16 protein-coding genes and 1 other annotated feature are annotated in these 25,144 nt (G+C 64.8%); of the genes, 8 read left to right on the forward strand and 8 right to left on the reverse strand.

Features of this window, described 5'->3' with window-relative positions:
* The first annotated feature begins 293 nt into the window (after positions 1 to 293).
* Together AIIKEEIJ_RS16250 and AIIKEEIJ_RS16255 are read left to right on the forward strand one after the other, a co-directional pair.
* Complete coding sequence (locus tag AIIKEEIJ_RS16250; RefSeq protein ID WP_006935361.1) at positions 294 to 605, forward strand: transposase; 312 nt, start codon at positions 294 to 296, stop codon at positions 603 to 605.
* Positions 563 to 697: a sequence feature (AL1L pseudoknot), on the forward strand. It overlaps the preceding gene by 43 nt.
* Entirely contained in the window at positions 602 to 1,420 is an 819-nt protein-coding gene (locus tag AIIKEEIJ_RS16255) for an IS3 family transposase (RefSeq protein WP_161996120.1), read from the forward strand. Its footprint overlaps the feature before it by 96 nt. Before AIIKEEIJ_RS16250 ends, AIIKEEIJ_RS16255 begins: the two co-directional genes overlap by 4 nt.
* Before the next feature lie 7 nt (positions 1,421 to 1,427).
* Here AIIKEEIJ_RS16255 and AIIKEEIJ_RS16260 read toward each other — a convergent pair whose 3' ends face one another.
* From AIIKEEIJ_RS16260 to AIIKEEIJ_RS16280, 5 genes are all read right to left on the reverse strand, one after another.
* Complete coding sequence (locus tag AIIKEEIJ_RS16260) at positions 1,428 to 2,252, reverse strand: transposase family protein (protein WP_161996121.1); 825 nt, start codon at positions 2,250 to 2,252, stop codon at positions 1,428 to 1,430.
* 359 nt (positions 2,253 to 2,611) lie between these two features.
* Positions 2,612 to 4,384 carry an ABC transporter transmembrane domain-containing protein gene (locus tag AIIKEEIJ_RS16265; protein WP_161996122.1) on the reverse strand — a complete coding sequence of 591 codons (1,773 nt, stop codon included), beginning with the start codon at positions 4,382 to 4,384 and terminating at the stop codon, positions 2,612 to 2,614.
* Between the two features lie 39 nt (positions 4,385 to 4,423).
* Positions 4,424 to 4,822: a lasso peptide biosynthesis B2 protein gene (locus AIIKEEIJ_RS34340; RefSeq protein ID WP_161996123.1), complete on the reverse strand. Its 399-nt coding sequence runs from the start codon at positions 4,820 to 4,822 to the stop codon at positions 4,424 to 4,426.
* Positions 4,823 to 4,834: 12 nt separating this feature from the next.
* Complete coding sequence (locus tag AIIKEEIJ_RS16275) at positions 4,835 to 5,101, reverse strand: PqqD family peptide modification chaperone (RefSeq protein WP_161996124.1); 267 nt, start codon at positions 5,099 to 5,101, stop codon at positions 4,835 to 4,837.
* A 12-nt stretch (positions 5,102 to 5,113) separates the two neighbouring features.
* Complete coding sequence (locus AIIKEEIJ_RS16280) at positions 5,114 to 6,808, reverse strand: asparagine synthase-related protein (protein ID WP_338020967.1); 1,695 nt, start codon at positions 6,806 to 6,808, stop codon at positions 5,114 to 5,116.
* Between the two features lie 827 nt (positions 6,809 to 7,635).
* Here AIIKEEIJ_RS16280 and AIIKEEIJ_RS16285 point away from each other — a divergent pair.
* Complete coding sequence (locus AIIKEEIJ_RS16285) at positions 7,636 to 8,445, forward strand: recombinase family protein (RefSeq protein WP_072816378.1); 810 nt, start codon at positions 7,636 to 7,638, stop codon at positions 8,443 to 8,445.
* A 393-nt stretch (positions 8,446 to 8,838) separates the two neighbouring features.
* Here the strand turns inward: AIIKEEIJ_RS16285 and AIIKEEIJ_RS16290 are convergent, their stop codons facing one another.
* From AIIKEEIJ_RS16290 to AIIKEEIJ_RS16300, 3 genes are all read right to left on the reverse strand, one after another.
* Entirely contained in the window at positions 8,839 to 9,285 is a 447-nt protein-coding gene (locus AIIKEEIJ_RS16290; protein ID WP_238406437.1) for a hypothetical protein, read from the reverse strand.
* Positions 9,286 to 9,556: 271 nt separating this feature from the next.
* Positions 9,557 to 12,109: a DEAD/DEAH box helicase family protein gene (locus tag AIIKEEIJ_RS16295; protein ID WP_161996126.1), complete on the reverse strand. Its 2,553-nt coding sequence runs from the start codon at positions 12,107 to 12,109 to the stop codon at positions 9,557 to 9,559.
* Positions 12,106 to 14,178 (reverse strand): DNA methyltransferase, encoded by a 2,073-nt coding sequence (locus AIIKEEIJ_RS16300; RefSeq protein WP_161996127.1) that lies wholly within the window; start codon positions 14,176 to 14,178, stop codon positions 12,106 to 12,108. Before AIIKEEIJ_RS16300 ends, AIIKEEIJ_RS16295 begins: the two co-directional genes overlap by 4 nt.
* Before the next feature lie 154 nt (positions 14,179 to 14,332).
* On the opposite strand from AIIKEEIJ_RS16300, the gene AIIKEEIJ_RS32650 reads away from it, so the two are divergent.
* From AIIKEEIJ_RS32650 to AIIKEEIJ_RS32655, 5 genes are all read left to right on the forward strand, one after another.
* Positions 14,333 to 14,509: a hypothetical protein gene (locus AIIKEEIJ_RS32650; protein WP_169918105.1), complete on the forward strand. Its 177-nt coding sequence runs from the start codon at positions 14,333 to 14,335 to the stop codon at positions 14,507 to 14,509.
* Positions 14,510 to 14,548: 39 nt separating this feature from the next.
* Positions 14,549 to 14,746: a hypothetical protein gene (locus AIIKEEIJ_RS16305; RefSeq protein ID WP_238072206.1), complete on the forward strand. Its 198-nt coding sequence runs from the start codon at positions 14,549 to 14,551 to the stop codon at positions 14,744 to 14,746.
* 200 nt (positions 14,747 to 14,946) lie between these two features.
* Positions 14,947 to 15,576, forward strand: coding sequence for a hypothetical protein (locus tag AIIKEEIJ_RS16310; protein WP_161996128.1), 630 nt, complete (start codon positions 14,947 to 14,949; stop codon positions 15,574 to 15,576).
* Between the two features lie 95 nt (positions 15,577 to 15,671).
* On the forward strand, positions 15,672 to 24,575 hold the full coding sequence (locus AIIKEEIJ_RS16315) for a helicase-related protein (protein ID WP_161996143.1): 8,904 nt from the start codon (positions 15,672 to 15,674) through the stop codon (positions 24,573 to 24,575).
* A complete protein-coding gene (locus tag AIIKEEIJ_RS32655; RefSeq protein ID WP_202917131.1) occupies positions 24,541 to 24,846 on the forward strand; it encodes a hypothetical protein in 306 nt (101 codons plus the stop codon). Before AIIKEEIJ_RS16315 ends, AIIKEEIJ_RS32655 begins: the two co-directional genes overlap by 35 nt.
* Positions 24,847 to 25,144 lie beyond the last annotated feature (298 nt).

Raw genomic sequence — 25,144 nt, forward strand, 5'->3', positions numbered from 1 at the left:
CAAACACCACTCGCCGAGCCTAGAACCAGAGCCGTTAGTGCGTGAAATCAGAGACCGATCCCGACGAGAACCAGCAGGTCACAGACGTGAGCCGTCGATCATCCCGAAAACGTGAGCCAACTCGGGTCAGGCGGGGCAGTCGAATATTGCGCGGGCGTGCAGGCGGTTGGCGGGGTGTCCGTATCGTGCTGCCGACCTGGTGTTGAGGGGGTGATTTCGCTGGTCAGAGTGAATCGTCCCTGGTTTCATTGAGGGTGAGCCAGATATCCCGGAAGGATCACCCCAGACTCATCATGGCGAACTACAAGTACCCTCAGGAACTCCGTGAGCGAGCGACCCGACTCGCCGTCGAAGCCCGCCGCGACCCCGACACCCGCACCGGCGCCATCAACCGGATTGCCGAGCAGACCGGTGTCCACAAGGAAGCCCTGCGGACCTGGGTGCGCAAAGCCGAAGACGACGAGCTCCCCACCGAGCCCGTCGACGCCGAAGCGCGCATCCGCCGACTGGAGAAGGAGAACCGCGAACTACGGCAGTCGATGGAGATATTACGTTCTGCCACAGCTTTTTTCGCGAAGGCGGAGTTCGACCGCCGACTGAAGTGATCGTCGCGTTCATCGACGAACACAAACACCGCTGGGGGATCGAACCGATCTGTCGTGTTCTGTCCGAGAACACCGAGGTCAAGATCGCCCCGGGCACCTACTACGCCTTCATAGGCCGCGAACCCAGCGTCAGAGCGCGCCGCGACGCCGTCCTCAAAGAGCACATCATGCGCATCCACACCCACCCACGGATGCGGGTCTACGGAATCCGCAAGATCCACGCCCAACTGGTCCGGGAGGGCCACGAGGTGGCCCGCTGCACCATCGAGCGACTCTGCCGCGAACTCGGTGTCTGCGGCACCGTCCGCGGGAAATGGCCCCGGACGACGAAGCCGGCACCGGAAACCGACAGGCCCCAGGACCTCGTCGAACGGGACTTCACGGCCACCGCGCCGAACGAGCTGTGGGTGGCCGATCTGACGTATGTGCGCACGCAGTCCGGGTGGGTCTATGTCGCGTTCGTCCTCGATGTGTTCTCCCGCATGATCGTCGGGTGGCAGACCTCGACGCGGATGTACACCGATCTGGCACTCGACGCCTTGAAGATGGGTCTGTGGGCACGGTGCCGTGCAGGCCGCGACGTCACCGGACTGGTCCATCACAGCGATCGCGGCGTGCAATACCGAGCGCTGCGCTACGCCCAGGCCCTGGACGAGGCCGCCGCGGTCGCCTCGGTCGGATCGAAAGGCGATTCGTTCGACAATGCGATGGCCGAGGCGCTGAACTCGCTGTACAAGGCCGAGTTGATCTTCCTCGACGGTCCCTGGGCCGGCCGGGAGGATGTCGAGGCTGCCACGGCGCAGTGGGTGCATTGAGGTTTTCTCAGTAACGGCCTGCGTGCTCGAATTGCGTGAGTACGAGCGCCGCTTTGGTGATGGAACCGATCCTTTTGGGGCACAGGGTGATCCTGTCGAGTGCCTTCCATCGCGTGGTGAGCAGCGCAGCGGCACGTTCGCCGAGGCACCGCAGACTGGTCAGCAGCATGTTGCGGCAGACGGTGTCGGTGTCGAGGGTGTTGCCGTCGGCAGGGGCTTTCGTGGGCATGTGGATACCGATGCCGGTGCCCTGATAGCCCTGGTCGGCGAGGGTGAGCAGACCCTGCGCCGCGGCGGCGTACAGGGCTCCGGTGACCCGGTGTGTGCGGGCAGCGGTCAGATCGTGGGTGCTGCCCGGCAGCGCGTCGGAGACCCACAGCGGGAATCCGTCCGCGGTCGCCACGAACTGGATGTTCGCGCCGAATCGGCGGTGTTTGCCGGAATACCACAGGTGGATCGGGGTGCCTCTGCTGCCGAGGGTGGTCTCGGCGACCCGGTCGCTGGGGATGAGGGTGCCGTCGAGGATCACGTGGGTCTCGCCGGCGGCGAGGCGCTCGCGCAGCACGTCGGGCAGGTCTTGGGCGGCGAGCACGTCGATGCCTTCGTGCAGGTACCGGTAGCCGGTAGCGATCGAGATGCCGGCGTCGCGAGCCAGGGCGGTGAGCGCGGTGTCCTGCCGGAACCAGCGCAGCACGAGTACCGCCTGGGCGAACGCAGTCAGGGCCCGGCGGCCCCTGCGGGTACCGCGTGCGCGGCGGTCGGCCTGCAACAGTCGACACAGGTACTGGGCGAGCGGTCGAGGGACGTCGAGCGTGGCAGAATAGGTGATCACGTGGAGCCTCTGGTTCGTGGACTTGATCTTCGCAAATCCAGTCCTACCAGGGGCTCTGCGTCTCTTGGCGATCCGGTCCTGACACCGCCCAAGCAAGATCAACTCACTGAGAAAACCTCATTGGTTCAATACCGAACGGGTCCACGGCATGCTCGACTATCGCACCCCGGCCGAGGTCGAGGCCGCCTATTACGCACAACCGCCGGCCGCCTCTGCGGCCTGAGAATTGAACACACGCTCAGCCTCAACAAAACTCGGGACTTGACAGAGCGTTGGAAATCAACAACTACGGAGCCCTGACCCCCTCTACCTGCGCAGATACCCGGGATCACCCCGAGAACCGGCTCACCTGGTGCAACTCAGGACAGACTAGCCGGCATTGAGAGCGAAATCCTGCCATGTTCAAGTTTCCAAAGGGTGTCACACGCAACTAACGTCGACATCTTGTGGGAAATAGTTAGAATCGCGCATGATTTCTTCACCTCTGAGAGAACCTCGATAAGAGACTCCTCTGCTTTGCTATCGAGCATAGCAGTAGGCTCATCGAGTAGGAGAACGAAAGGGTTCCCCAGCAGCGCCCTGCCTAGAGCGATACGTTGCCTCTCCCCACCAGATAGTAGTGAACCATGTTCACCAACTTGCGAGTCGAGCCCCCTGGGAAGACTCCGGACAAGATCGCCCAAACTGACCCTCTCGACAATTTCACTAATATCGTCATCAGATATGGCTTCGTTTCCATATCGAAGGTTCTCTCGTAGTGAGCCGAACAGAATTGGTGCATGCTGGTCTACCAGTCCGACTAGTGAACGAGCCTCGAACAAACTAATCTTGCGCAGATCCGAACCAGCAATTCGGATCGTTCCCGTCTGAGGTTCGTAGAGGCGGCATGCGAGAGAGAATACTGTCGACTTGCCCGATCCCGATACGCCAACAAGACCTGCGTGCTCTCCGATGTTAACACTGAATGAAACCCCGTCTAGCACCCGGCTGTTGCCTCCCGGGTAAGAGAATCCTACTGACTCGAACTGCAGTCCTTCGGACACTCCGGGCTCTCGATTAGCGCTCGTTGACATCGGACGTTGGCCGATTATCGGGTCATTCTCTACAGCGGCGACGTATACCGGCTCTACCGATAGGCGTTCCACTTCAGATATCCGGCGTAGAGCGCCGGTCTCTCGTTGTATTTCCGAGACAGACTCAAACACGTCACTCACAGGACCGGCAATATAGATCGCGTACAGCATAATAGTCACTAGATGATCCGGGGGCACCTCCCCCGAAGACACTTGCGTGCCTCCAACAATTAGTACGACGACGAGGGATCCTGTTGTCGCGAGACGGATCAGCGGACTCCCAATAGATACGAGTCGAGCGCCTTCGCGATTATGTCGAAATACCCCATCGATTGATTTTGTAATTCGTTTAACCTCGAACCCTTCCGTCTGATTAGCCTTCACAGTGCGTATCTCGGAAAGAGCCCGCTCAAGGTCCGAGGTAATTATCCCAACTGACTCTTGGCTTCGAATAGCGATTTTCTGGATTCTTGGGGCAATAGCCGTAAGCACTACAGCCGCTATCGCCATGGTACTGAGTGCGACGATGGTCAATATGCGATCTACATTAAACATCAATAGCGCGCCGCCTGTTGCTCCGAGCATTCCCGTTGACAAACGGACAAGACTTTGCGATGCCAAGTTCTTGATGAGCGTCGTATCTGAGGTTGCTCGGGAGATTAGATCCCCCAGACGCATCGTCTCAATTGTACGCAAAGGCAACGCCAGTATGTGTCGAGTAAAGTCGCGCCTTAGGTCCCGCGTTACTCTTTCACCAGCAACCTCCAGCAAGTATCCGCTAATTGCCTCTATTACGGAATGAGCGATCAAGAGACCAACAAGAATAGCGATATAAGCCGCAAATGCCGAAGGTTGTGAAACGTGAGCCACGACGTCGCCAGCAACAAGTGGCTGCAAGAGGGCTAACGCAACGACGAAGATAGATGTAATTAGACCTATGGCGATCCGCGCACGTTGAGGCCAGATTATGCGTATAATCTCTCGAAGCGTCGAGAAGTCATCATACTTGGTTTGTTCGGGATCTATTGCATGGCTACGTCTGCTCATTATAATGCTCATTCCCTCGCGCTAGTTCCGTAGATACTGAAATATGCAAATCTAACGCCGGTCGATAGAAATCATTGTTTGGTAGGCGCCAGGGCTAGTGAATTCTCCGATCATACGTTCCTCGGCCTCGATCCAAGCATGTGCTGCAAATGGCGGGTGGGTCCTGACGCCAACACACCACCGAGGCCAGTATCCACGTATGCGACAAAGCAGCGCGACAGAAATGGACCGCGGCAAGCAACTATGAGGACCGGCCATCCCTATGGAAGAGTCAATCACATCCGCGTGTGCTTTCGTGGCAACGCGAAAGGTCGCGGCCATTGAACCGCGACTTACGAAGCGCATGATCGTCTCAAGCGCTCGAGGCGACAATCGAGCGAGCATTCGAGCTGAGGTAACCGAGAGAGCTACGGCAATCCCAGTGTCGAATTTCCGGACGGGCCATCGCATTACATACTCATTTCATGAGATCGTCTTTAGCTCGACGAGGCCGTTCTGCATTAGTTCATCAAGAATATTCTTGACGTCGCGCTCTATCTCCATGATGGGTGCGTCATAGACTTCCGCAATGCGTTCGGCAACTGCGGCTGATGGGAGACTCTCGGATAGCAGCTTGACAATATCAGCGCCAGTTTCATTTAACATGAAGTAGGTACCAGTATCAATATTCAATATAGCAGCGCCGTATTCCGTGTATGACACCAGCGCTGAACTGCTTAGCGAGTACATGAAACTCCCATTTCATTGTTGTGAGTAAGTCGCATAGGTTCGGACCCACATCTCGCAGGCTAATGTCGCGAAGATCGCACCGTCATCCAGCGACGGGTGTGCGGCATTCTTAAGGGTGCGGCGCAAGGCCTTGGCATCGATGAGACCCATCTGCTCCAGATATGAGTCGGCGAATAGAGACCTTATGCCCTGGGCGTTGTTTACTAGTCCCTGTACGAGATCAATAGATCCATCGTCCTTTGTTTTGCGGGTCAGAATCCGATCCGGAGTTATGCCAGACATCGCAGCGGCGAGTAGTGGTTTATATCCGGTTGTCGAGTACGTGGATATTTGGTCGACCGATAGGGCTGAATCGATTACGTCATCATCGTAGAACGGTGTAGATAGTGTTAAATCAATACTAGTAGCCATTTGACTTAATGCCCTCCCTAAACGGATCCCATTGAAAATGAACTCGAGACGCAGATTTTCTGCGCGGGTTGGGGCAAGAGGGCCCTGTGCGGCCAGATCCGTCGCGATCTTGTTCTGGAGTTGGCAGACAACTGATCTGGCCACCCATGGTGCGACGCGCGGGCGCACTCCCCAGCCCAAGAGAGGACGGGGTTGGTTGTCATCGACGTTTAGTTTTTGTGCCTCTGCAGCCCACCATGACCGGAAAGACCTCTGATCCATGAAGACTTGAGCAAGATCGCGTAGGGGCCAATTCCCATAGGAAGCGGCCTGTAGAGCGCGACGTGACCCGAGAAGCGGTTTTCGTCTGAAATTATCTTGTAACGTGACAGCGAGATGTGTAAACAACTGGTCTCCCCCGTGTCCCGTCAAATGCAGGGATGAGCCTCGGGCTCGAAGGCGACGGTAGACCCCCATAACTCGTGCTGCACCTGCCGTGGCTATCGATGGCTCATCGAGGGGAACAGCCTCTTCGAGAATTCGGTCGAAGAACAGAGCATGGTCGTGTGGGGCCATAACGTCATGTTCGATGCCAGACAATTCCTGCACAGCCAGAGAGGCCCAATGCATGTCTTCGTTTAGCGGGTCCCTGCCGGCCGTAGTATGGCCAATTAGGTGTTCAGTGCATCTAGACGCGATTGCGGTGATCGATGTTGAGTCGTAACCCCCTGACAGTTCGGAGCTAACAGAACTGTAAGCTGCGAGTCTTGCTTCAACAGCAGATGTAAGTGCTTTTCGGACCGCATCGGCTGCTCGTGGGGTGTCGAGATGTCCACCGACGCCGTATTCCCGCCATCTCCTAATCGTCGGTGCTGTGCCTGAGTGGCGAAGGGCTATTGCGTGGCCAGGTGGAACGGGCATCACACCATTCCAGAGCGGCTGTTCCGCCAAGCGAAAAGGAGGGCTCTCAATGAGGTAAGTGGACAGGACAGATGGGTTGACCGTTGCCTGTGTTGCTACGGCGAGGAGGAAGGAGCGATCGGAGACCAGTATCGAACCGGAATGCCATGCATAATATAAACGGCATGTGCCATATGCCGACCCGTAGGCGCGGAGATGACCAGAGTCGCTTACGAGTAGATGGAACGAACCACTAGTAGTGCTAACGAAGGAATCCCAACCTTCATTGGTGGTAATCGCAGAGAGAGCGCACCGCAACTTCTCGGGTGAAACGCTGTGTTCTCCGATAATTGCTGCTCGGCGATCCTTCAAACAAGCAACAGAAAGTCGGTGGCTCCGTTGATTGCGAATTAGCATTGGTCTACCTGAGGGGTACGAATGCTCGATATTACCCCAGCTGGAGAGGCACTCGGCCGCAACACGGCTTGTCTCTGCGTCGGGCAAGAGTACAAAACCAGTAACGTTACGGCCGAGCACCACTCCGCCAATCTCTAATCGTAGGGAGGAGAAGGGTCTAGGTTCGACGCCCTAGATGCGTTCCGTCCACAGTCCATGCGCCCAACCCGCGCGTGGTTCGGCGGAACTCTCCGATCACCCGCAGCATGGGCTCTTGATAGCTCTTCCGACTTTTCTTGAAAGCCATACGACTCACCCCCTTTCCATCTCTGGAAACTTGATGATAAAGGTTAGCTCTTCCTACTCGACGCCGCAAAGGATTGGACCGATTCATACTTGAAAACTGAGTTTTTCTCATCAGAGTGTTACCGATGACAGCAGGGAACATTCCGGCCAGGTATGTGCGGACCGGACGTGGGCGAGGATCTCGTGCCGGACGCGGTGTCTGCGCACGACCTGCACCGCTACCGCCCCGGAGGCGGTGCGCGCTTTCCGCACGAATGCTGCCGCCCGAACCTACCTGCTTAGACAGCACTATGGTCGCCTCACGGCTCGGCCCCTGGCGGGGCCTCCCCTCGCGGGCCTTCACCACCGCCGCGGACGGCGGCGCACTGGCCCCACAACCCGGTAGCGACGCCACCGGGGGCCTCCCGACCGGGGAACGAGGAGAAACCGATGGCTTCGCCACCGGGAAACCCCCGCCGGAACAAGTACGGCCCACTCCATCGGACGAAAACCGCTCTACCTGCGTCGTTCTATCTATATCCATAGATAGATACGCTGAGAGCATGACGGTAACCCACGAACCGCGTCCGATCCGGGTAGTCGTGCTCTGCCGAGTCAGCACCGGAACGCAGCTCGAGGGCTATGGCCTCGACGTCCAGGAGAAGGACTGCCGCAACTACGCCCGCACACACAACATGCGGATCGTGAGGATGTGCCGGGACGAGGGGGTTACCGGAAAGGCCGGTGACGACGAACGCCCCGGCCTGGCCGAAGCGTTGCAGATGCTCACCGATGGGAAGGTCGACGCCCTACTCGCTCCCAACCTCGATCGCCTCGCCCGCCACCTCACCCAGCAGGAAGCCATCCTGTCGGTGGTGTGGGCACACGGAAAGCGATTCTTCACCGCCGACCGGGGAGAACACCTCCCCGACGACGACGACGATCCGATGCGCACGTTCGTCCGGCAGGTCATGGGAGCCGCCGCCCAGCTCGAACGTGGGCTGATCGTCAAACGCCTGAAATCAGGGAGACGGCAGAAGGCCGAAAGCGGCGGATACGCAACAGGATCGCCTCCCTACGGTCAGCGTGTTGTCGATCACCAGCTCATCGAGCACCCCCAGGAAGCTGCTGTCCTGCGCCAGATGCGTGCCTGGGCCGCCGAAGGGGTCGGCGTGCGAGCTATCGCCCGCCGCCTCAACGACGCTGGCGTGCCCGCGAAACGCGGCGGACGGTGGCATCCGTCAACGGTTGCGCGGCTTGTCGATTCACGTGCTCGTGCCGACTCGCGCCGACGATCAGCGTCCGCCCGCGCCGCGGATCGCGAGCGCGAGAAGCTGGCTCGCGCCGGCCGCGTTCTTGGTCGCGTCACATGATCCGCTCACCACGAATCTAGGAAGAGTCTCGCAACGTACCAGCGGACGTGCTGTTTCCCGCTTGTACATGGATAGCGAGTTGATCCCCGCCGTCGGGGGGCCACTACATATACATACTGAAAAGGCCAGCGCCCCGGCGTCGGGGGGAGAGGCCGGGGCGCACGGCCCGCACGCTCGGGGGTGACCGCGCGTGACCGACGGCCACGGTACACCCCGGCCCCACACCGGTCTCACCACCCGCGGAGAGCCGTCGGACCGGGGCGCCGGACGCCCGGTCACTTCCGCCCACGCGAGTGCCTCGTCAGGACCGGTGTCGGTGCCGGCGAGGACAGTCGACCGTCGCCGGTCACGCCTGGGCGAGCCGTTGGCGGTGTTCCTTCTGCCGCTGCTGCTTCATGCGGGCTGCGTGTGCCTGCTGCCATTTCGGGTGTGTGCGTTGGCGGACCGTTTCGGCCTCGTCGAAAATCGGGCGGGCTGCGGCGCGCTGCTCGGCGAACTCGACCGCGGGCCGGGGCCGCGCTCGATCGTCGACAGCAGGTTTCCGGCTCGATGCTCGCCGACGAGCTGGACGAACTGCCAGGCCGGACAGCCCTGCTCGGCGAGCATCGCCACAGCCTCGGGGTCGTCGTCGATCCAGGCCACGACCGGTGACCGGTCCTCGTACTTGTCGACCCATTTCCACCAATGCCGGCGCTTGATGTCGAGGGCTGGGCGGACGGTGCCGTCGGTCCAGAAGTCGCGGCACTCGATATGTCCCGGAGGTAGGGAGTTCTGCCGGATCCAGTAGTCCGTGGTCGGCATGAACGCGCCGAGACGCGTTGTGGTGTACGCGATGGTCAAGCCCGCGCCGGCAAGGTCGCGGACGAGGCGGCCGCCGGGCCGGTTGAGCGCGGCGTCGCTGAAGTGCCTGTGGAAGGCCTTCCAGTCCCGGTCCTTGTACTTGGGGGCCTAAATCAGGTAGGTGAACGCGTCCATCTTGGCCAGTGGACCATCGATGTCGATGACAACGGTCGGTCCCGGCGGGGGTGGGTCCACCCAGGGGGTCGGTCGGTCGAGAAAACGCCCTCTGTTCGGCTGCCCCACTCTCATCCTCCAGTTGGTATTGGGGTGGTCAAGGATACGACACCCCTTCGGCGACGAAGATCGCCTCGAGAAGGTTCTGATTCGTGGCCGCGGCGATGCGTTCGTCGATGCCGGGGGCGGTGAGGTCCAAGGCCCGCAGCGATGCGCCGACTTTTGCGACGGCGAGGCAGCGGCGGACGCGGTCGGCGTGGTCCTGGGCGTAGCGTGCCAGCGCGGACCACTTGGCCGAGGTGTCGGCGAGGTCGAAGCGGTGCGGGTCGACGATGTCGATGACGTACTGGCTGTCGCCGTCGTCGTGCCAGAACAGGAAGTCGGGGTGCATGAGCTGGTGCTTGTCGCCGAACTCGTACGGGACTGCCAACGCGTGCCGGCCGGATGACGGGTTGCGGTACCAGCCGACGAGCGTGTCGGAGTCGAGTTCGGAGTCGAGGACTTCCTGCTCCCATGACGAGCGGGAGGTGTCGACGGGGAACTTGCCGGCGTCGGGCTTGCCCGCCGGGATGACGTAGAGGTGCGAGGGGTAGGTGTCGATCGGCTCGACGGTCGCACCGCGCACCTTCTCGGTTGCCGCTGGGTAGGCGTCGCGGACCGCGACCGTGGTCGGCAGCATCGGCGTTCCGCCCAGGTGCCACAGCGGTTCGATCTGGTCCCGGACATGGCGCGGTTTCGCCGACACCTTGGCGGCGTGCTGCTGACGCCAGTTGTCGATGAGGGCCGCTGCCTGTTCCTCGATGACCGTCTTGAATCCGAGGTCGGCCATCGCGGCCAGGCGGGCCGAGGCGTCGATGTCGTCCTCGCCTCGATCGCACAGGTCGTTGTAGTACCAGTTGGCCGAGCCGTCCGGGAGCAGACGCTTGGCCTTCCGGAAGTAGCCCTCGAGGTCGCGCTCGTTGGTGGGGGTGGCGGACCTGCCGACGCTCTGCATGAGCGCTTCGCCGTAGGCGACCATCGTGGTGCTGACGGTCAGGGACATGATGTCCTCGACCTTGGCGTCGAGTTCGCTGCTGCGCTGTCCGTCGGCGGCGCGCATCTGGTCGACGATCCACTGCTTGGCCTTGGCCGAGCCCTGCTCGAGGAGGTCGTGCTCGGTGAGCGCGGCGGCCAGGCGCATCAGCTGGGCGGTACGGGAACTGAACGTTGTTCTCTGCCGTGTGTAGGACGGGAGCGAGTCGAGCAGATCGAACACCTCGGGGGGCACATCGGCCGACTTCTCGCACACGACGGGGGCGACGACGACGTCGACCTCGACGGTCTCGTCCTCGGTCAGGGCGTTGACGACGCGGGCGACGTGTTCGGTGCGGAACCCGGGCAGGTACGCGGCGACCTCGTTGAGGCGGTCGTCGCCGCCGTCGACACGCTTGGCCAGCGGCGTGCGGACCAATCGTCCGATCAGCTGGGCGATCTCGGTGTAGCTGTCCTTGTTCTGGAAGGAGATCATCACCTCGGCCCGCGGGCAGTCCCAGCCGGTGGTCAGCGCGGACTTGAACAGCACCACGCGGGCCTGGTCGTCACCGGAGATGGCCTCGGGCGGTAGGTATCGGACGGTCTTGTCGCCGACCTTGTACTGGCCGTGGTCGCCGAACGCGTGGGCGACGGCGTAGTCCGACAACACGGGCCAGGCCGATTCCATCACCGCGAGGATCTCGGCGAGCCGCGCCTCCTCCTTCGCCGGAGACAGACCTTGCTCGACCTGGACCACCAGCAAAGGCTCGACCGGCCGGTCGCCGGTGGTCGCGTGGTGGATGCGCCACGCCTGGTCGGAGGACTTCAGGTCCTCGACGGCCAGGGCGAGCATCGTGTTGTCGGCCGACTGCGACTCGCCGAGACTGCGCAGCAGGATGCGGTCCTTGAGCAGACCCGATTCACGGACGTCGCCGGCCTTGACCTCGACCAGCCGCATGGTGCGGTCCGCGGCCTGCATGGCGGCCTGGAATCGGTCCGGCGTCGCCGAGATGCCCAGCACCACCGGGGCCGGCGGCTGGACGGTGCCGATGTTCGTGGTGCCCCCGCCGACGATGGTGCCGGCGATCGATTTGCGGTCGGTGTTCTTGGTGCCCGCGCCGCGGTGCGCCTCGTCCCAGATGACCAGGAAGTCTTCGCCGCGTTCCCGGACGGTGTTGGCGATCATGTCCCAGGCGCCGTGGGTGCGCTTGTCGTTGTGGGTGCCGTCGGGCCGGACGGCGTGCAGCGTCGAGTTCTTCTGCATCGCCTGGATGTGGACGAAGTAGATGTGACCGGGTTCGAGCGTGCGGTGGTCGACCTCGCCGAGGAAGCGGATGCGGTTGATGTCGATCGATCCGCCCGAGGCCTGGGTGATCTTGGAGATCGTCTGCGCGTTGAGCGAGCGGTCATCGGTGATCCACAGGACCGTCATGTCCGGGTTCGGAGTCCGCGTGGGCGTGCCCTTGTAGATCCCTTCGAGCACCGCCGTCGCGATCACGGTCTTGCCGGCGCCGGTGGGCGCGGTCAGACCGACGGCGGTGCGCTCCCCGTCGTCGAGGTAGCCGGCTCGGGCCTTGGCCAGGTGGGTGAGCACCGATTCGACCGCGGTGCTCTGGTACGGCTCCAGTGTGAACTTCACCGCCCACCACCGGTGATGTTGATGGTGTAGTTCGACAGGTAGTCCTCGTAGAGCTGGACGGTCTCGATCCCGACCGGGAGCCGCTCGACGGCCTGTTGGTACTCGGCCTCGGAGTCGGTGATGACGAACACCACCGCAGGGGGCGTTCCACTGGTCGCGGCGTCGGTCACGGCGTCAGCAAATGCGGTGAGCACGTCGACGTCGAACAGAACGCCGTACGCGCCGGTGAGTGCCCAGCCTTTCTCGGGGACTTCGTCGATGCGGGGTCCGCGGGCACCGCCTTCGAGCCACATCAGCGGGGCCACGGACTCGAACTCATGCCCGCGGCGCACCATACCGGGATCGAGGTAGGTGAGGTCGAACATCTCGACGTTCGCCGCGAGTCCCTCCGAGTAAGAGGAGCCGTCCGGGCGCTTTCCGGTGACCACGGTCGAGATCCGGGGCCGGCAGACTTGCTGGAAGACCCCGCATTGCTCCCATTCCTGGTCTCCGGGATGCCGACCTTGCCGGCGCAGCCTCTGTTGCTGCTCAATTCCAACTTCATTGTTGGTGACAATTATCGACTTGCGATTTCCGCCGTCTTCTGCGTTCATCGACATAATCGAGTGGGCCGTCGTGCCCGAGCCGCCAAAGAAGTCCAGCACCACAGCATCCGGCGAATTGTTGGCCCACCGGACAAGCTGTTTGATGAGGCGCACAGGTTTCTTTCCATTAGCAAATCCGACACCCCCTTCAGTTCCTACATGTCCCATGTCGGAGTAGAAACCGCGCCATAAATCCCCTCGGATCACAGTGCGCCCAAATCGTGGATCATAGTCGTCGGAGTTGCGGAAATTACGATCGAGAGTATAGATCTGCCAGATTTTTCCTGCGCTTGACCTGGTGAGTCGGTAGGACCGGCCGTCGGTCCGGTGGTCCACCCATCGCCCTGCAGGCACGTCGACGTCCTTGCCCGATACCGGAGCCGTATCAGTACGACCGATACGGTGCAGGTTGGCGTGGACGAAGTCCCGGGCCGCGGTGGAAGCGGCGAGAAGGACGTCCATCTTGGGTGCGCCGATAAATTGGCCCTTACGTTTTCCTGTCTGATGAATCAGCCCGAATCGCTCGATATCCGCCCGCACGCTGGGTTCGCGATCAAGTCGTCCGTAGATTGAATCAGTGGTCCCGTCGTCGTTGAGCCACAGCGGATAGTTCGCATCCCATTTGTCGATCCCGTCATAGAGCGGGGTGTGCTTGACTTCGAGATCGAATGCCTCAGACTTGCGATAGATAAGTACGTACTCTACATTTTTGACGATTGTTCCCTGTTGGGCATTGGTCGTCTTGGGGCCCGAGGTCGTGGACATCTCGACAGCGAGTTGCGCGACCTGGTTCTCTGCACCAAAAATCTGGTCCATGAGCATGCGAAGTCGGTGTTGCTCGTCGTCGCCGATCGAGATCATGATCGCGCCCGACTGCTTCAACACATCCCGTGCGACGGTAAGTCGACGCTCCATGAACGACAGCCACTTCGAAGACTTTGCGCGGTCGCTACTGTCGACGAACTTGTCGTTGTAGAGCCAGGATCGCTTGCCGCCGGTGTTGTAGGGCGGATCGATGTAGATCAGGTCGACCTTGCCCCGGTGCGTGGACCGCAGCGCCTGCAAGGCGTGGAAGTTCTCGCCGTTGATCACGACGTGCCACGGCGCGTCGGCCGGTCCGTTCTCGATGCGCTCGACTGAACGGAGGCCCGGGTAGATCGGCTCACCGAACTCGCGGACGACTATCAGCTCGCAGATGTGCCGCTCACCGCCATCGCCGGTGAGGACTGCGACCTCGCGGGTGCGGTCGGTGAACCGGTCGACGACCCAGGTCTTGGCAGACGACTCGTCGCGCAGCGCGACGCGGATGCCCTTGCGGATGGGGTGGTCGGGTAGTCGGACGGACTCGGGCAGGTGCCGGTCGAAGACGAGGCCGAATCGGCGAGATCCGCGCAAGAGGTCGACTTCGTGGGCGAGACGGGCGCGCAGTGTGTCGTCGTCAACGCGGGAGATCAACTGATCCAGCACGTTGGACTCGTCGCTCATCCTGCTCCCTGCCATTCCCGGTTGAACTGTTACATGAGAAGGCTATGCGGGTGCCTGGTCCTCATTGCCGCGGGGTCGGCGTCAATTGCAGTCCAGTCAATAATATTGCAAAATAGACAACCAACGGCCGGCCGACACGGAGGAGGACGCGCGCATGGACGACGAGCTGCACCGCACCGCCTGGGAGATGAACGCCGACGGTGCCGACTGGCACGCTGTCGCGCAGGAGATCGGCTGTGCCCCGGAAGCGGCGCGGCTGATGGCGCAACGGTACGAACGCGACACCGACGCCGCGGCCGCGAAGAACCAGTTCTCCCTGTTCGATCTCTAACCACCCCTGGCCTAACACGCCGACGAAGGGACTTCGATTGTGGGCTTTTTCGTGATCCTGTCGATCTTCAATCTGTTGTCCACCGTGAGCGCGGCCGTGTGCGCGTCGCGCTCGTACCGGCGCTACGGCAGGGCCGGCCGGGCGGTGTTCGCCGGGCTCGGCGGACTGATGATCTTCCCGCTGCTGTTCGTTCTGGCGGTTGCTGTGGCCACCCCTCGCGCAGCCCGCCTGCCGTAACGCCCGCACCGGACGACAAGAGGAAAACCGCAGGTCAGACGCGGTTTTTCGCTGATCTTGATGGTAATATCGACCTTGTAATCCCTTGCGGAACAGGGGGGGAACTACGCCCGGGATCGGGCGCAGTCGAGGAGGTCGTGTGGCAGAGCAAGCCGCCCCGCGGGGCGCATCCGGTTCCGAGGATCAAGGAGGACGCAGCGGTGACGCAGAGCGAGGATTTCAGGGCGCAGGTCGAGGGGATCGACCTGCGGATCGCGGCCGAGACCAGGCGGATTCTGGTCGAGTGGCTGGGGCTCGATCCGGCGACCGAGCAGGAGCGGATCGACCGGGAAGCGCTGCGCCTTCAGCAGATGACCGAGGACGCGGCCGAGCAGTTCGAGCAGGCGCACCCGGCGGCGCCGGACGCGACGTACTGGGACGTGCTGCAGGCCAAGGAAACAGCGTGGCGGGCGGCGCGGGAGATGGTGCTCGCCACCGAGCTGTATCCGCAGGTGACACCCGAGATGCGGGAGTCGTGGGAGCGGTTCGAGGAGTGGGCCGACCAGGAAATCGAGAAGGACTGGGAAGCCGCCCGGGCAGCGCAGGACCCGGAGCGGTGGCGGACACGGAACGTGCGACCGAACCCGACCGCGGTACGAGTCGTGGAACGGGTGTGGCTGGCGAAGCCGGGGTGGTTCCGAACGTTGGCGAAGGCCCTGATCGCGCAGCGGATCGAGGACAACCAACCGGTGCCGATGACCTCCCGCGACCCGTTGGCGGACGAACTGGCGGCGTTGATCGAGGACGAGATGCGCCGCAACCCGCCGGAGGACCCGGATCTGCCGTTCTGATCCAGGCGCAGTGGGCGCAGGTCCGCGATCAGCTCGTCGAGCTGGAAACGCAGGCCGAGAAACTCGGCGGTCGCCTGGTCAAAGCCAGGACGGCCCTGGCGAGGGCGCACGAACTCGGCCTCGAGCGCGGTATCGATCTCAACGGTCAGCGCGTCGCCACGCTCACCGAGCGCCTCGAACGTCTGCGGGGCCGCTGGCGTGAGCTGCGGGCGCAGGAGAACCGGCTGCGCAGCGAGCTGCACGCTTTCGGGATCAACCCGGAGGCCGTTCCCAAACGGACGGTGCGCGAGGTCGCGGCCGCGAAGCCGGCGTGGCGTGAGCACCCGGCCACCGCCCGTCAGCTCCGCACCCTCGAGCGTCTGGCAGCGGAGACGACCGCGCCGTTCGTGGTTGAGGCGGGCCTCACCAAAGGCCAGGCCCACGACCTGATCGCCGCGCTGCTGGCCGGCAACCTCCCGCAGGCCCAGTTCACCGGCCGTCCCGCGGGACCGATGTTCATCCCGGCCGCGACGCCGGTCGAGCCGGCACCCGAGGACCAGGCCGCTGCCGGGGTGTCCCGGAGCGGGGAACCGCAGGCCGGGCAGGCTCGGCAGCCGCGGCCGGTGATCGATCCGCTGGCCCAGGTCGAGCGTCGGTTGCTCAAGACCTTGGCCGAGCCGGACACCGAGGCCGATGCTGCCGCGAACCCACAGGTCAACACCGCCGCGCAGTTCCTTTCGTGGGCCGAGAGTCATTTCAAGGTCAAGGCGCAGGTCGCCCTGGCCGATCTGATGGCCGATCGGGACTCGCTCACCGACGGGATGTTCCTGGTGTGCCGGGCGATCCTGTCCGATCCGAAACGCTTGGGCGAACTCGGGCACCGCGCCGCCGAGGCGTACTGGCAGGCCCGCACCGGAGAGCCGGTGCAGCACCCGGTCACCGCCGAGGTCACCGACACGATCGTCGATGCCCGCGCCAGCAAAGAACGCCACATCACCGAGGACTTCCTCGACACCACCCAGGCCGTGCTCGACACCCGGGAGCCGGCCGAACCCGCCACCGCCGCCCAGCGCGGCGAGCACGTCGACGCCGTGCAGGACGGCATCGACCAGGCCGCCACCGTCGAGGTCGATGAATGGTGGGCGCGAGGCCGCGCAGCCTACGACCCGGACGACCCGCTGACCCTGCCGCAACCGGATACCGACCCGCAGGTCGCCGCCGCGATCAAGGCGGTGCGCCGCCGCAAGGCCCGCGACGAGATCCGCAGCCGGTGGTTCGACGGCGTCGCGCAGGGACGCCGCGAGGCCACCGCCGAGGAACGCCGCGCCTTGATCGCCGAGGTCGCTGTCGATCCCAGGCTCATCGCCCAGGTCGAGGGCCGGCGCCCGGAGTACCTGCCGGCCGTGGCCCGCGCCGAGGCCCAGAGGCTGATTGCCGACGCAGCCCGCGAGGCATCCCCGCTGCGGCAGGCCGCAGCGAAAGTCCTGCTCGAGAACCACCCGCTGCCGGCCGAGCTGTACGAGCGGGCCTATGCCGAGTGGGAGCGCATCCACGGCCCCGAGCTGACCTGGGATCAGGACACCGCCGCGCAGTGGACGGCGTGGATGACCATGCACGCGCGCCGGGACCCGCTCCTCGGATCGTGGGCCGGACTGCCGATGGACACGCGCACCCCGCTAATCGAGATCGGCATCGAGACCGCGTTCGAGGTCATGGCCGAGGAACGCCCCGATCTCGTCGCGGCGACCGCCGACATCCCCGCCACCCGGCTGGCTGCGGAGATGCGCGGCACCATCATCCCGAACCTGCCGGCACCCCAGGCATCGGACCTTGCCGCCCGGTTCAGCGACGGAGCCGCATACTGTGCCCTGAAGTTGAACGATCGCCTGACCAGCAAGGTCAGCTATCTCCCGGCCCGAGGCTGGGACTACACCCTCGACGGGGGCGGCACCTTCGTCACCTGCGGCCGCAATGCACGGGTGGCGGTCGGTGCGCTGCTCGAAGCAGGCAACATCCCGATCCCGGAGTGGATCGAGCGTGTCTACCGCCCCTATGCCCAGGCCCGCGCCACCGTGCTGACCAGGTCCAACGCCTACGCCCGGAACAACGAGTTCTACCACGCCGCCGCCCGGGCGGACCTGCTGTGGCAGTACAGCCAATCCGGCTCGGCCGCTGCCGACCATTCACTCATCAACGACGTGCGCAGCGGCATCATCGACCAGCTGCGCAGCGACTTCCCGGCCGAGGTCGACCTGCTCGAATCCCTCGGCATCGACCTGCACTGGACGCTCGCGCACGACGTGGACCCGCAGGTCCTGCGCGAGATCCGGGCGGCCGGCGACGACCTCTACAGCCTCGCCCCCACCGACCTGACCTTCGCCGGGGCGGGAGAGGTGGTCGTCGGTGATCCCGCTGGCCGGCACATCACCATCGGCTCCCGGCGGGCACCGAAAAGCTCCGCCTCCATCACGTACGTCGATGGCCGGCCCCGACCCGAGCTGACGTTGCGGGACGCGATCGCCGACGCTCGCGCCGGCCTCGCGGCAGCACGCCAGGGCGAGCAGCGCGACACGGAGCACATTGCCGAGGCCGACGCCGAGAGGGAGGCGGAGGCGGAACAACTACGGATCAGCGAGGAGGCCGAGCCGCCGTCCCCTCGAGTCGTAGCGCCTGCGGTCGATGACACAGGCGCGGTGATCTTCGAACAGGCCGAGTCGGCTCCCGCCGAACCGGCGGCCCAGGCCGGCCGTGATGCCGCCGCGACCTCATGGGCGGTTGACGACCGTCTGATGGTCGGCCCCATCGGGCCGGCCGCCGCACCGGCCGCCGAAGACGAATCCGCCGCGATCGCAGAACCGCAGGCTGAGGCGGCACCGCAGCCGGAGGCTGCCGCAGCCGCCGGTGCGGCCGAGCCGTCGGCCGCCGCCACCGCCGCGGCCGCAGGCGAGCAGCCGGAGGTCGTCACCGAGACCGGCGACCGTGCTGCGGAGCTCGAGGGTGAGCGGCCCGCCGAGACCGCCGCGGCTGTGCGTCCCGCCCCGCAGGATGTGCAGGCACGGGACTTCAATCTCGGCACCGAGGTGCTGGTCCCGTCCGGGGCGAAGGCCCGGGCACGGGCGAACATCGCCGCCCTGCGCCTGGTGCGCCGGCTCGAGGAGCAGCAGCGACCGGCCACCGCCGACGAACAGGCAGTGCTGGCGCGGTGGTCCGGCTGGGGAGCGGTGCCGGAGGTCTTCGACGAACGCCCGAGGGTTCTCGCGCAGTGGGGCGACGAGCACGCCGAGTTGCTCGATCTGCTTGGGGAGAAGGGCTTCGCCCAGGCCCGTCAGACCACCCTGAACGCGCACTACACCGACCCCGCGGTGGTGGCGGAACTGTGGCGGGCGGCGGCGCGTGCCGGGTTGCCCGACGGCGCTCTGGTGCTCGAACCTGGGTGCGGGGCCGGTCATTTCGTCGGCACCGCCCCGGCCTCGGTGCGGATGGTCGGTGTCGAGATCGAGCCGATCAGCGCGAAGATCGCGCACTACCTGTATCCCTCGCAGCAGATCCGCAATCATGGCTTCGAGCGCAACTTCGCGCCTGAGAACACGTTCACCGGGGCGATCGGCAACGTCCCGTTCGGCAAGTTCGCGCCCGTCGATCCGATCCACAACGCGGACGGTCTGGCGATCCACAACCACTTCATCGCCAAGTCCCTGGCGCTGACCGCGCCCGGTGGCTATGTCGCCGTGGTGACGAGCATGTTCACCTCCGATGCCCGCCGCGCCGAACAGCGCGCCGCGATCACCGCGAAGGGTGATCTGATCGGTGCGGTGCGTCTGCCCACCGGCGCGTTCGACCGGCAGGCCGGCACCGACGTGGTCACCGACGTGCTCATCTTCCGCCGCCGCGAGGACGGCGCGACCCCCACCGAGGACACTCTCGACTGGGCCGCACCCGCCGTGCAGGTCGCCGCGATCGACGCCAAGACCGGTGAGCCGGCGCGGACCTGGATCAACCCCTACTTCGCGAAGTACCCGGAGCGGGTGCTGGGCACCCTCACCGTCGGGGGCGGCATGTATGCCGGGGGCTCGCTGCGGGTCACCCCGCACCCCGGCAGCGCCCTGGCCGAGCAGCTGCGCACCCAGCTCGATCCGATCGTCGACCGGGCCGTCGCGCGTGGTCTCGGGTTCACCGCCCCGGCCCCCGACCCGGCCGCGGCCTCGGCGTTCACCGCACCGGGGCTGCGCACCGGAGCCGGTCTGGACTCGAACGAGGTGCTGCCCGGTGCGATGCGGTTCCACGAGACCGAGAATCGCTTCGAGCAGTTCACCCTCGGCCGGGGCTGGGCCGAGGTCGGCTGCCGCGGCAAGGACCTGGCGCGACAGTGGAAGGTGCTCATCGCTCTCGGTGAGACGGTGATGGAGCTGTCCGAGGCCAGCCGCTCCCGCACCGCCACCGTCGCCGACCGGGACGTGCTCCGGGGCCGGCTGAACTCGCTCTACGACCGTTACGTGCGCCGGTGGGGGCCGCTGAACCGGTTCAAGCTCACCGAACCGACGCCGCTGTCGGAGGCGAAGACCGCCGCCCGGCTAGACAAGGCGATCGACGAGTGGCGGCTCAAGACCGGCCGCGACGAGGCTATTGCCGACGGACTCGACCCGACGCAGGCCGGCCCCTACACCGGGTCGATTCCCGACCAGGTGTATGAGGAGCTGTGCGAGAAGGCGGCCGAGCAGCCGCAGCCGCGGCGGTATTCCGCGCATCTGCAGGGCGCGATCGCCCGGGATCCACGGCTGGGCATGGTGCTGGCGATCGAGAACTTCCAGTCGCGCTTCGACGGCAGCGAGGCGGTGGCGACCAAGACGGCGATCTTCACCGAGGACACCACCCCCTTCAAGGACAAGGCCACCGGCGCCGCCGACCTCGACGAGGCGTTGGCGATCTGCTTCGACGAACTCGGACACATCGCCCCGCAGCGGGTGGCCGAGCTGCTGAATGTGTCCGTCGAGGACGCGCTCGAGCAGGCCCAGGGGAAGATCTATCCGTCCCTGCACGCCGACGACCAGTGGGAGGTGGCCACCGTCGCGTTGTCCGGGCAGGTCCGCGACAAGCTCGCACTCGCGAAGGTCAAAGCTGCCGACGATCCCCGCTACGCGCCGCTGGTGCAGGCCCTGGAATCGGTGGTGCCGGCGGATGTGGACCCCGCCGAGATCGGGGTGCGCATCGGCGCGACCTGGATTCCGGTCGAGGACTACCGCCAGTTCCTGGTCCAGGAGTTCGGGCTGCGCGACGACCGGCTGACCGTCGAGCACGACACGGTCACCGGCACCTGGAAACTCGGGACCGACCAGAAGAGCCGCCACGAATGGTCCGGCGGCTACCCGGACAAGTACGGCACCGACCGGCTTCCGGGCGTGAAGATGGTCGAGCTGCTCGCCAACAACAAACCCGTCCAAATCCTCAAGACCGCCGACGAGCTCGAACGCTCCCCGAAGCCGCGGTTCAACGTCAAGCTCACCGAACAGGCCCACGCCTCGGCCGCGGCGCTGCAAGAACGGTTCGAAAAGTGGCTGTGGGAGGACGGCGACCGCTATCTGCGCCTGGCCCGCGCATTCAACGAGCGCTACAACTCCTACGTCAAACCGGTCCACGACGGCCGCAGCAAGTCGTTTCCGGGGCTGAACCCGAAGTACACGCCGTACGACTATCAGGCCGCGGCGGTGCAGCGGTTCCTGCACGACGAGACGATCCTGCTCGACCATGTCGTCGGGGCCGGCAAGACCCTGACGATCACCGCCTCGTGCATGGAAGCCACACGGCTCGGACAAATCCGCCAGCCGTGGATCGTGGTGCCCAATCACCTGCTCGCGCAGTGGTCGGTCGAGGCCCGCGACGCCTACCCGAACGCCAACATCCTCGTCGCCTCCGAACTCGACGGCCGCGACGACCGGCAACGCTTCGTCGGGCAAACCGCCGTCGGAGACTGGGACCTGGTGATCGTGCCGCAGTCGGTGTTCAGTCGCATCGCCCTGCGCCGCGAAGCGCAGATCGAGTACCTCGACAGCGAACTCGCCGAACTGCGCGACGCCCTCGCCGCCGCCAACAACCAGGGCGCGGAGTTCACGGTCAAGCAGATCGAGCAGGCGATCAAAAACACCGAGGCCCGGATCGAGAAGATCATCGCGGCCAAGGCCACCGACGACGGGCTGACCTTCGAGCAATCGGGTTGCGACTTCCTGTTCATCGACGAGGCCCACGACTACAAGAACCTCACCCGCCCGTCCAACAGCGCCGACCTGTCGGTCACCAACGGCTCCCAGCGGGCCACCGACCTGGAGATGAAGGCCAAGTACCTGCGGGAGAAGGCCCGCGCCCGGGGCGCCGAGCAGGGGATGGCGCACGCGCCGGCCAAGGGGATCGCGTTTGCCACCGGCACCCCGATCAGCAATTCGCTGTCGGAGATCTGGGTGATGACCAAGTACCTGCGCCCGGACCTGCTGCATGCCGCCGGCCTGGGACGGATCGACAACTGGGCGGGGACCTTCGCCAAGCCGGTGTCGGTGCCGGAGATGAACACCACCGCCACCCGCATCCAGATGCGCACGCGCATGGCCGAATACGCCAACGTGCCGCAGCTGGTGGCGATGCTCGATCAGTTCCGGGACGTGGTGACCGCCGATCGGATCCCGGTGCAGCTGCCCGTCCTCGACGGCGGCACCCCGAAGATCGTGGAGTTCGACATGGGCCAGGACGCCATCGACGCGATGGCCGACCTCGATGTGCGCATGAGCATGATCCAGGGCGATCGGATGGACCTGGACAACAGCCTCAAGATCGCCACCGACGGGCGGAACCTGACGATGTATCCCGCGCTGGCGAACCTGGCCCCGCCGGACCCGCAGCACAGCCGCATCGAACACGCCGCCGAGCTGATCTGGCAGGTCCACCGCGACCACGCCGACCTGCGCATCCCGGCCGACAAGTACGGCCCCGAGATGACCGGGGTGTTCCAGCTCGTCTTCTGCGACCGCGGCACCCCCAAGGCCGGCGCCGGCCCGAATGCCCGCAATCTCTACACCGAGCTGCGCGACGCCCTCGTCCGGCGAGGCATGAGGGCCGAGGAGATCGCGTTCATGCACGACTACGACAGCCCCAAGGCCAAGGCGAGGCTGGTCGAAGCGTGCACCGACGGCCGGATCCGGGTGCTGCTGACCTCCACCAAGAAGGGCGGCACCGGTTTGAACGTCCAGCGGGCGCTCAAGCAGATGATCAACATGGACCCGGCGTGGACCGCTGCGGACATGGAACAGCGGCTGGGCCGCATCATCCGTCAGGGCAACGTCCACCAGAGCGTCAGCGTGGTCAACATGGTCGCCCGCCGCTCCTTCGACGCGATGATGTACCAGTACGTGGCCCGCAAATCGAACTTCGTCGCCATGATCCGCAAGGCCGATGTGCCGCCGACGATGGAGGACGTCGGCGGGGATCTGACGGTCTCGTGGGCGCAGAGCAAGGCCGCAGCCACCGGCGATCCGGTGTTCGTCGAGCAGGTCGAGGCCGACCGGAAGGTCGCCGCGCTCGAAGCCCGACGCGACGCCGTGCACAGCGCCAACGCCGCCCGCAGCGCCGCGATCCGGGCGCTGGGACGGTCGATCACCGCCGACGAGAATCGGCTGCCCGAGGTGCGGGAGACCGCCGCCAAGCTTCAAGCGTGGACCGGCATCGAAGACCGCGCCGCAAGGACGTGGCACTTCGACGGCCGGGAGATCCCCGACTCGCAGACCGCGGACCTGGCCGACGCGCTGCGGGGCTCGCTGACCCGGCTCGCGGGCGAGGTGACCAAGACCAACGACGAGAAGGTCTTCGGCGGTCTGGGCGGAGTGCCGCTCACCCTCGGCTACACCCAGGTCATCGGGCAGTTCTACATCGCCGTCGGTGAGGAAACGAGCTGGTACGAGCGCGACCGGTTCTACAACGTTCTCGAACGCTCCAGCGGAGCGCAGGCGATGCTGACCTCGATCCGCAAACTCGCCGGCAAAGCGAGCACGCACGTGTCGAAGATCGAGGCGCGGATCGAGCACAACCGTCTCCGGCTCGCCGAGGCCGAGGCCGAGCCGGAACTCGACTTCACCGACACCGCCGAACTCGAGGCGGCGAAGTTGCGGGCCGAAGAGCTGCGGCTCGAGGTCAACGCCCGCGAGAACTCCCCCGACGCGTTGCGCCGAGCCCGCCAGGACCGGGAGCGGCGGGCCGCCGACGGCCAGTACCCGAAGTGGACCCTCGACCTGAACCCCACCGATGCGTGGGCCGAACACCAGGGGATGAGCAAACAGGACCTGATCGCGTCGGTACCGGCGCGTATGGCCGCAGCCCGGCAGGTATGGCTCGACGGCGCCGAACAGCGCGAAGCGGACCGCAAGGCCGATCCGTGGGTGCCCCTCGACGCCAGCGAAGCGCTCTGGCAGTACGGCTTCGACGCCGACAGCGGGCGGCCCGGCGCCCGGGTGTACTGGGACGACCGGCAGTGGCACCTCGAAGCCTGGGACGGCGACGGCGCGCTCGACCGCGCCGCCGTCAACACCCGCAGTGAGGCGTTCAACACCGCCGTCCGCGCCGTCGGGAAGTTCGCCGCCGACCGGGACATCCCCCGCGAGGCGATCCACCAGGCCAGCATGGACCGCCGCGAACGCCTCGAAGCCGAAGCGTCCGCCACGACCGTCGAACCCCCCGACACCGAGGTCGACATCACCGACGGTGCCGCAGAAACAACCAGCATTGACGGTGAAGCACTCCAGGGTGCAGTCGTGGAGCCGACCGAGGCGATCGTCGAGCCCACCGAGGCGGTGCGGACCGGCGAGGACACCTTCGAACTCGACGACACGCTCGCGCAAGGGTTGCGGGCGGCCGGCGACGTGCGCCCACTGCGCAGGCGCGATCTCATCAGCACCGGACCGCAGCAGCACCCCGGTCCGATGCATCCGATGCAACAGTACGAAGCCGGTTGTGAAGGCGGATACGAAGACGGCCGCGCCGTCTGACCGCGCCTCCAAGCTCGTCACCAGCGGTGGGGCAGAACCGATCCAGGTTCTGCCCCACCCCACCACCGACCAGGGGGAACTCGTGGAACCACACGTCACCGAAGCCGAAGCCCGCGCCGACATCGCTGCGATGGAACCGATCATGGCGATCGAAGGCCGTCAGATGAGCGACGCCGACAAAGAGCTGCTGGTCGATCTGATCCGAGGCACGAAGACCTTCGAGGAAATCACCAAGATCCTTGCCCGCGAGGCCGGCTACGACATCGACTGACATGGCTTCCCGATATTCCCGAGAGTGCTCGACATGGCGATCACCGACGCCACCCATCCGCTGCCCGTCGGCCCGATCATCGACCACGGCGTCGATCTACGGGCTATCGCCGCACCACACCAGCCACGATCTCAGTCCATAGAACAACACCGGGTCAGACGAAAGTAATCAAGATCTTCTTGCAAGTGCGGTTCTTGACCGATCTGTCAAGGCTCAAGGGACGAGCCGCCGCACAGCGGTGGCGAGGCAACATCTGCGAGGCAGGATCTGGCCAGTCGCGGACCAATCGAGCAGTGCG

The sequence above is a fragment of the Rhodococcus sp. YH1 genome (assembly GCF_009939605.1).
In the GTDB taxonomy this organism is placed as follows: Bacteria; Actinomycetota; Actinomycetes; order Mycobacteriales; family Mycobacteriaceae; genus Rhodococcus; species Rhodococcus aetherivorans.

Excerpts from the sequence above, each read along its gene's own strand:
- AIIKEEIJ_RS16275 (WP_161996124.1), bottom strand. The coding sequence starts at position 5,101 with ATGTACTCGCTAAGCAGTTCAGCGCTGGTGTCATACACGGAATACGGC.
- AIIKEEIJ_RS32650 (WP_169918105.1), top strand. The coding sequence starts at position 14,333 with ATGGACGACGAGCTGCACCGCACCGCCTGGGAGATGAACGCCGACGGT.
- AIIKEEIJ_RS16280 (WP_338020967.1), bottom strand. The coding sequence starts at position 6,808 with ATGCTAATTCGCAATCAACGGAGCCACCGACTTTCTGTTGCTTGTTTG.
- AIIKEEIJ_RS34340 (WP_161996123.1), bottom strand. The coding sequence starts at position 4,822 with ATGCGATGGCCCGTCCGGAAATTCGACACTGGGATTGCCGTAGCTCTC.
- AIIKEEIJ_RS16300 (WP_161996127.1), bottom strand. The coding sequence starts at position 14,178 with ATGAGCGACGAGTCCAACGTGCTGGATCAGTTGATCTCCCGCGTTGAC.
- AIIKEEIJ_RS16285 (WP_072816378.1), top strand. The coding sequence starts at position 7,636 with ATGACGGTAACCCACGAACCGCGTCCGATCCGGGTAGTCGTGCTCTGC.
- AIIKEEIJ_RS16250 (WP_006935361.1), top strand. The coding sequence starts at position 294 with ATGGCGAACTACAAGTACCCTCAGGAACTCCGTGAGCGAGCGACCCGA.
- AIIKEEIJ_RS16265 (WP_161996122.1), bottom strand. The coding sequence starts at position 4,384 with ATGAGCATTATAATGAGCAGACGTAGCCATGCAATAGATCCCGAACAA.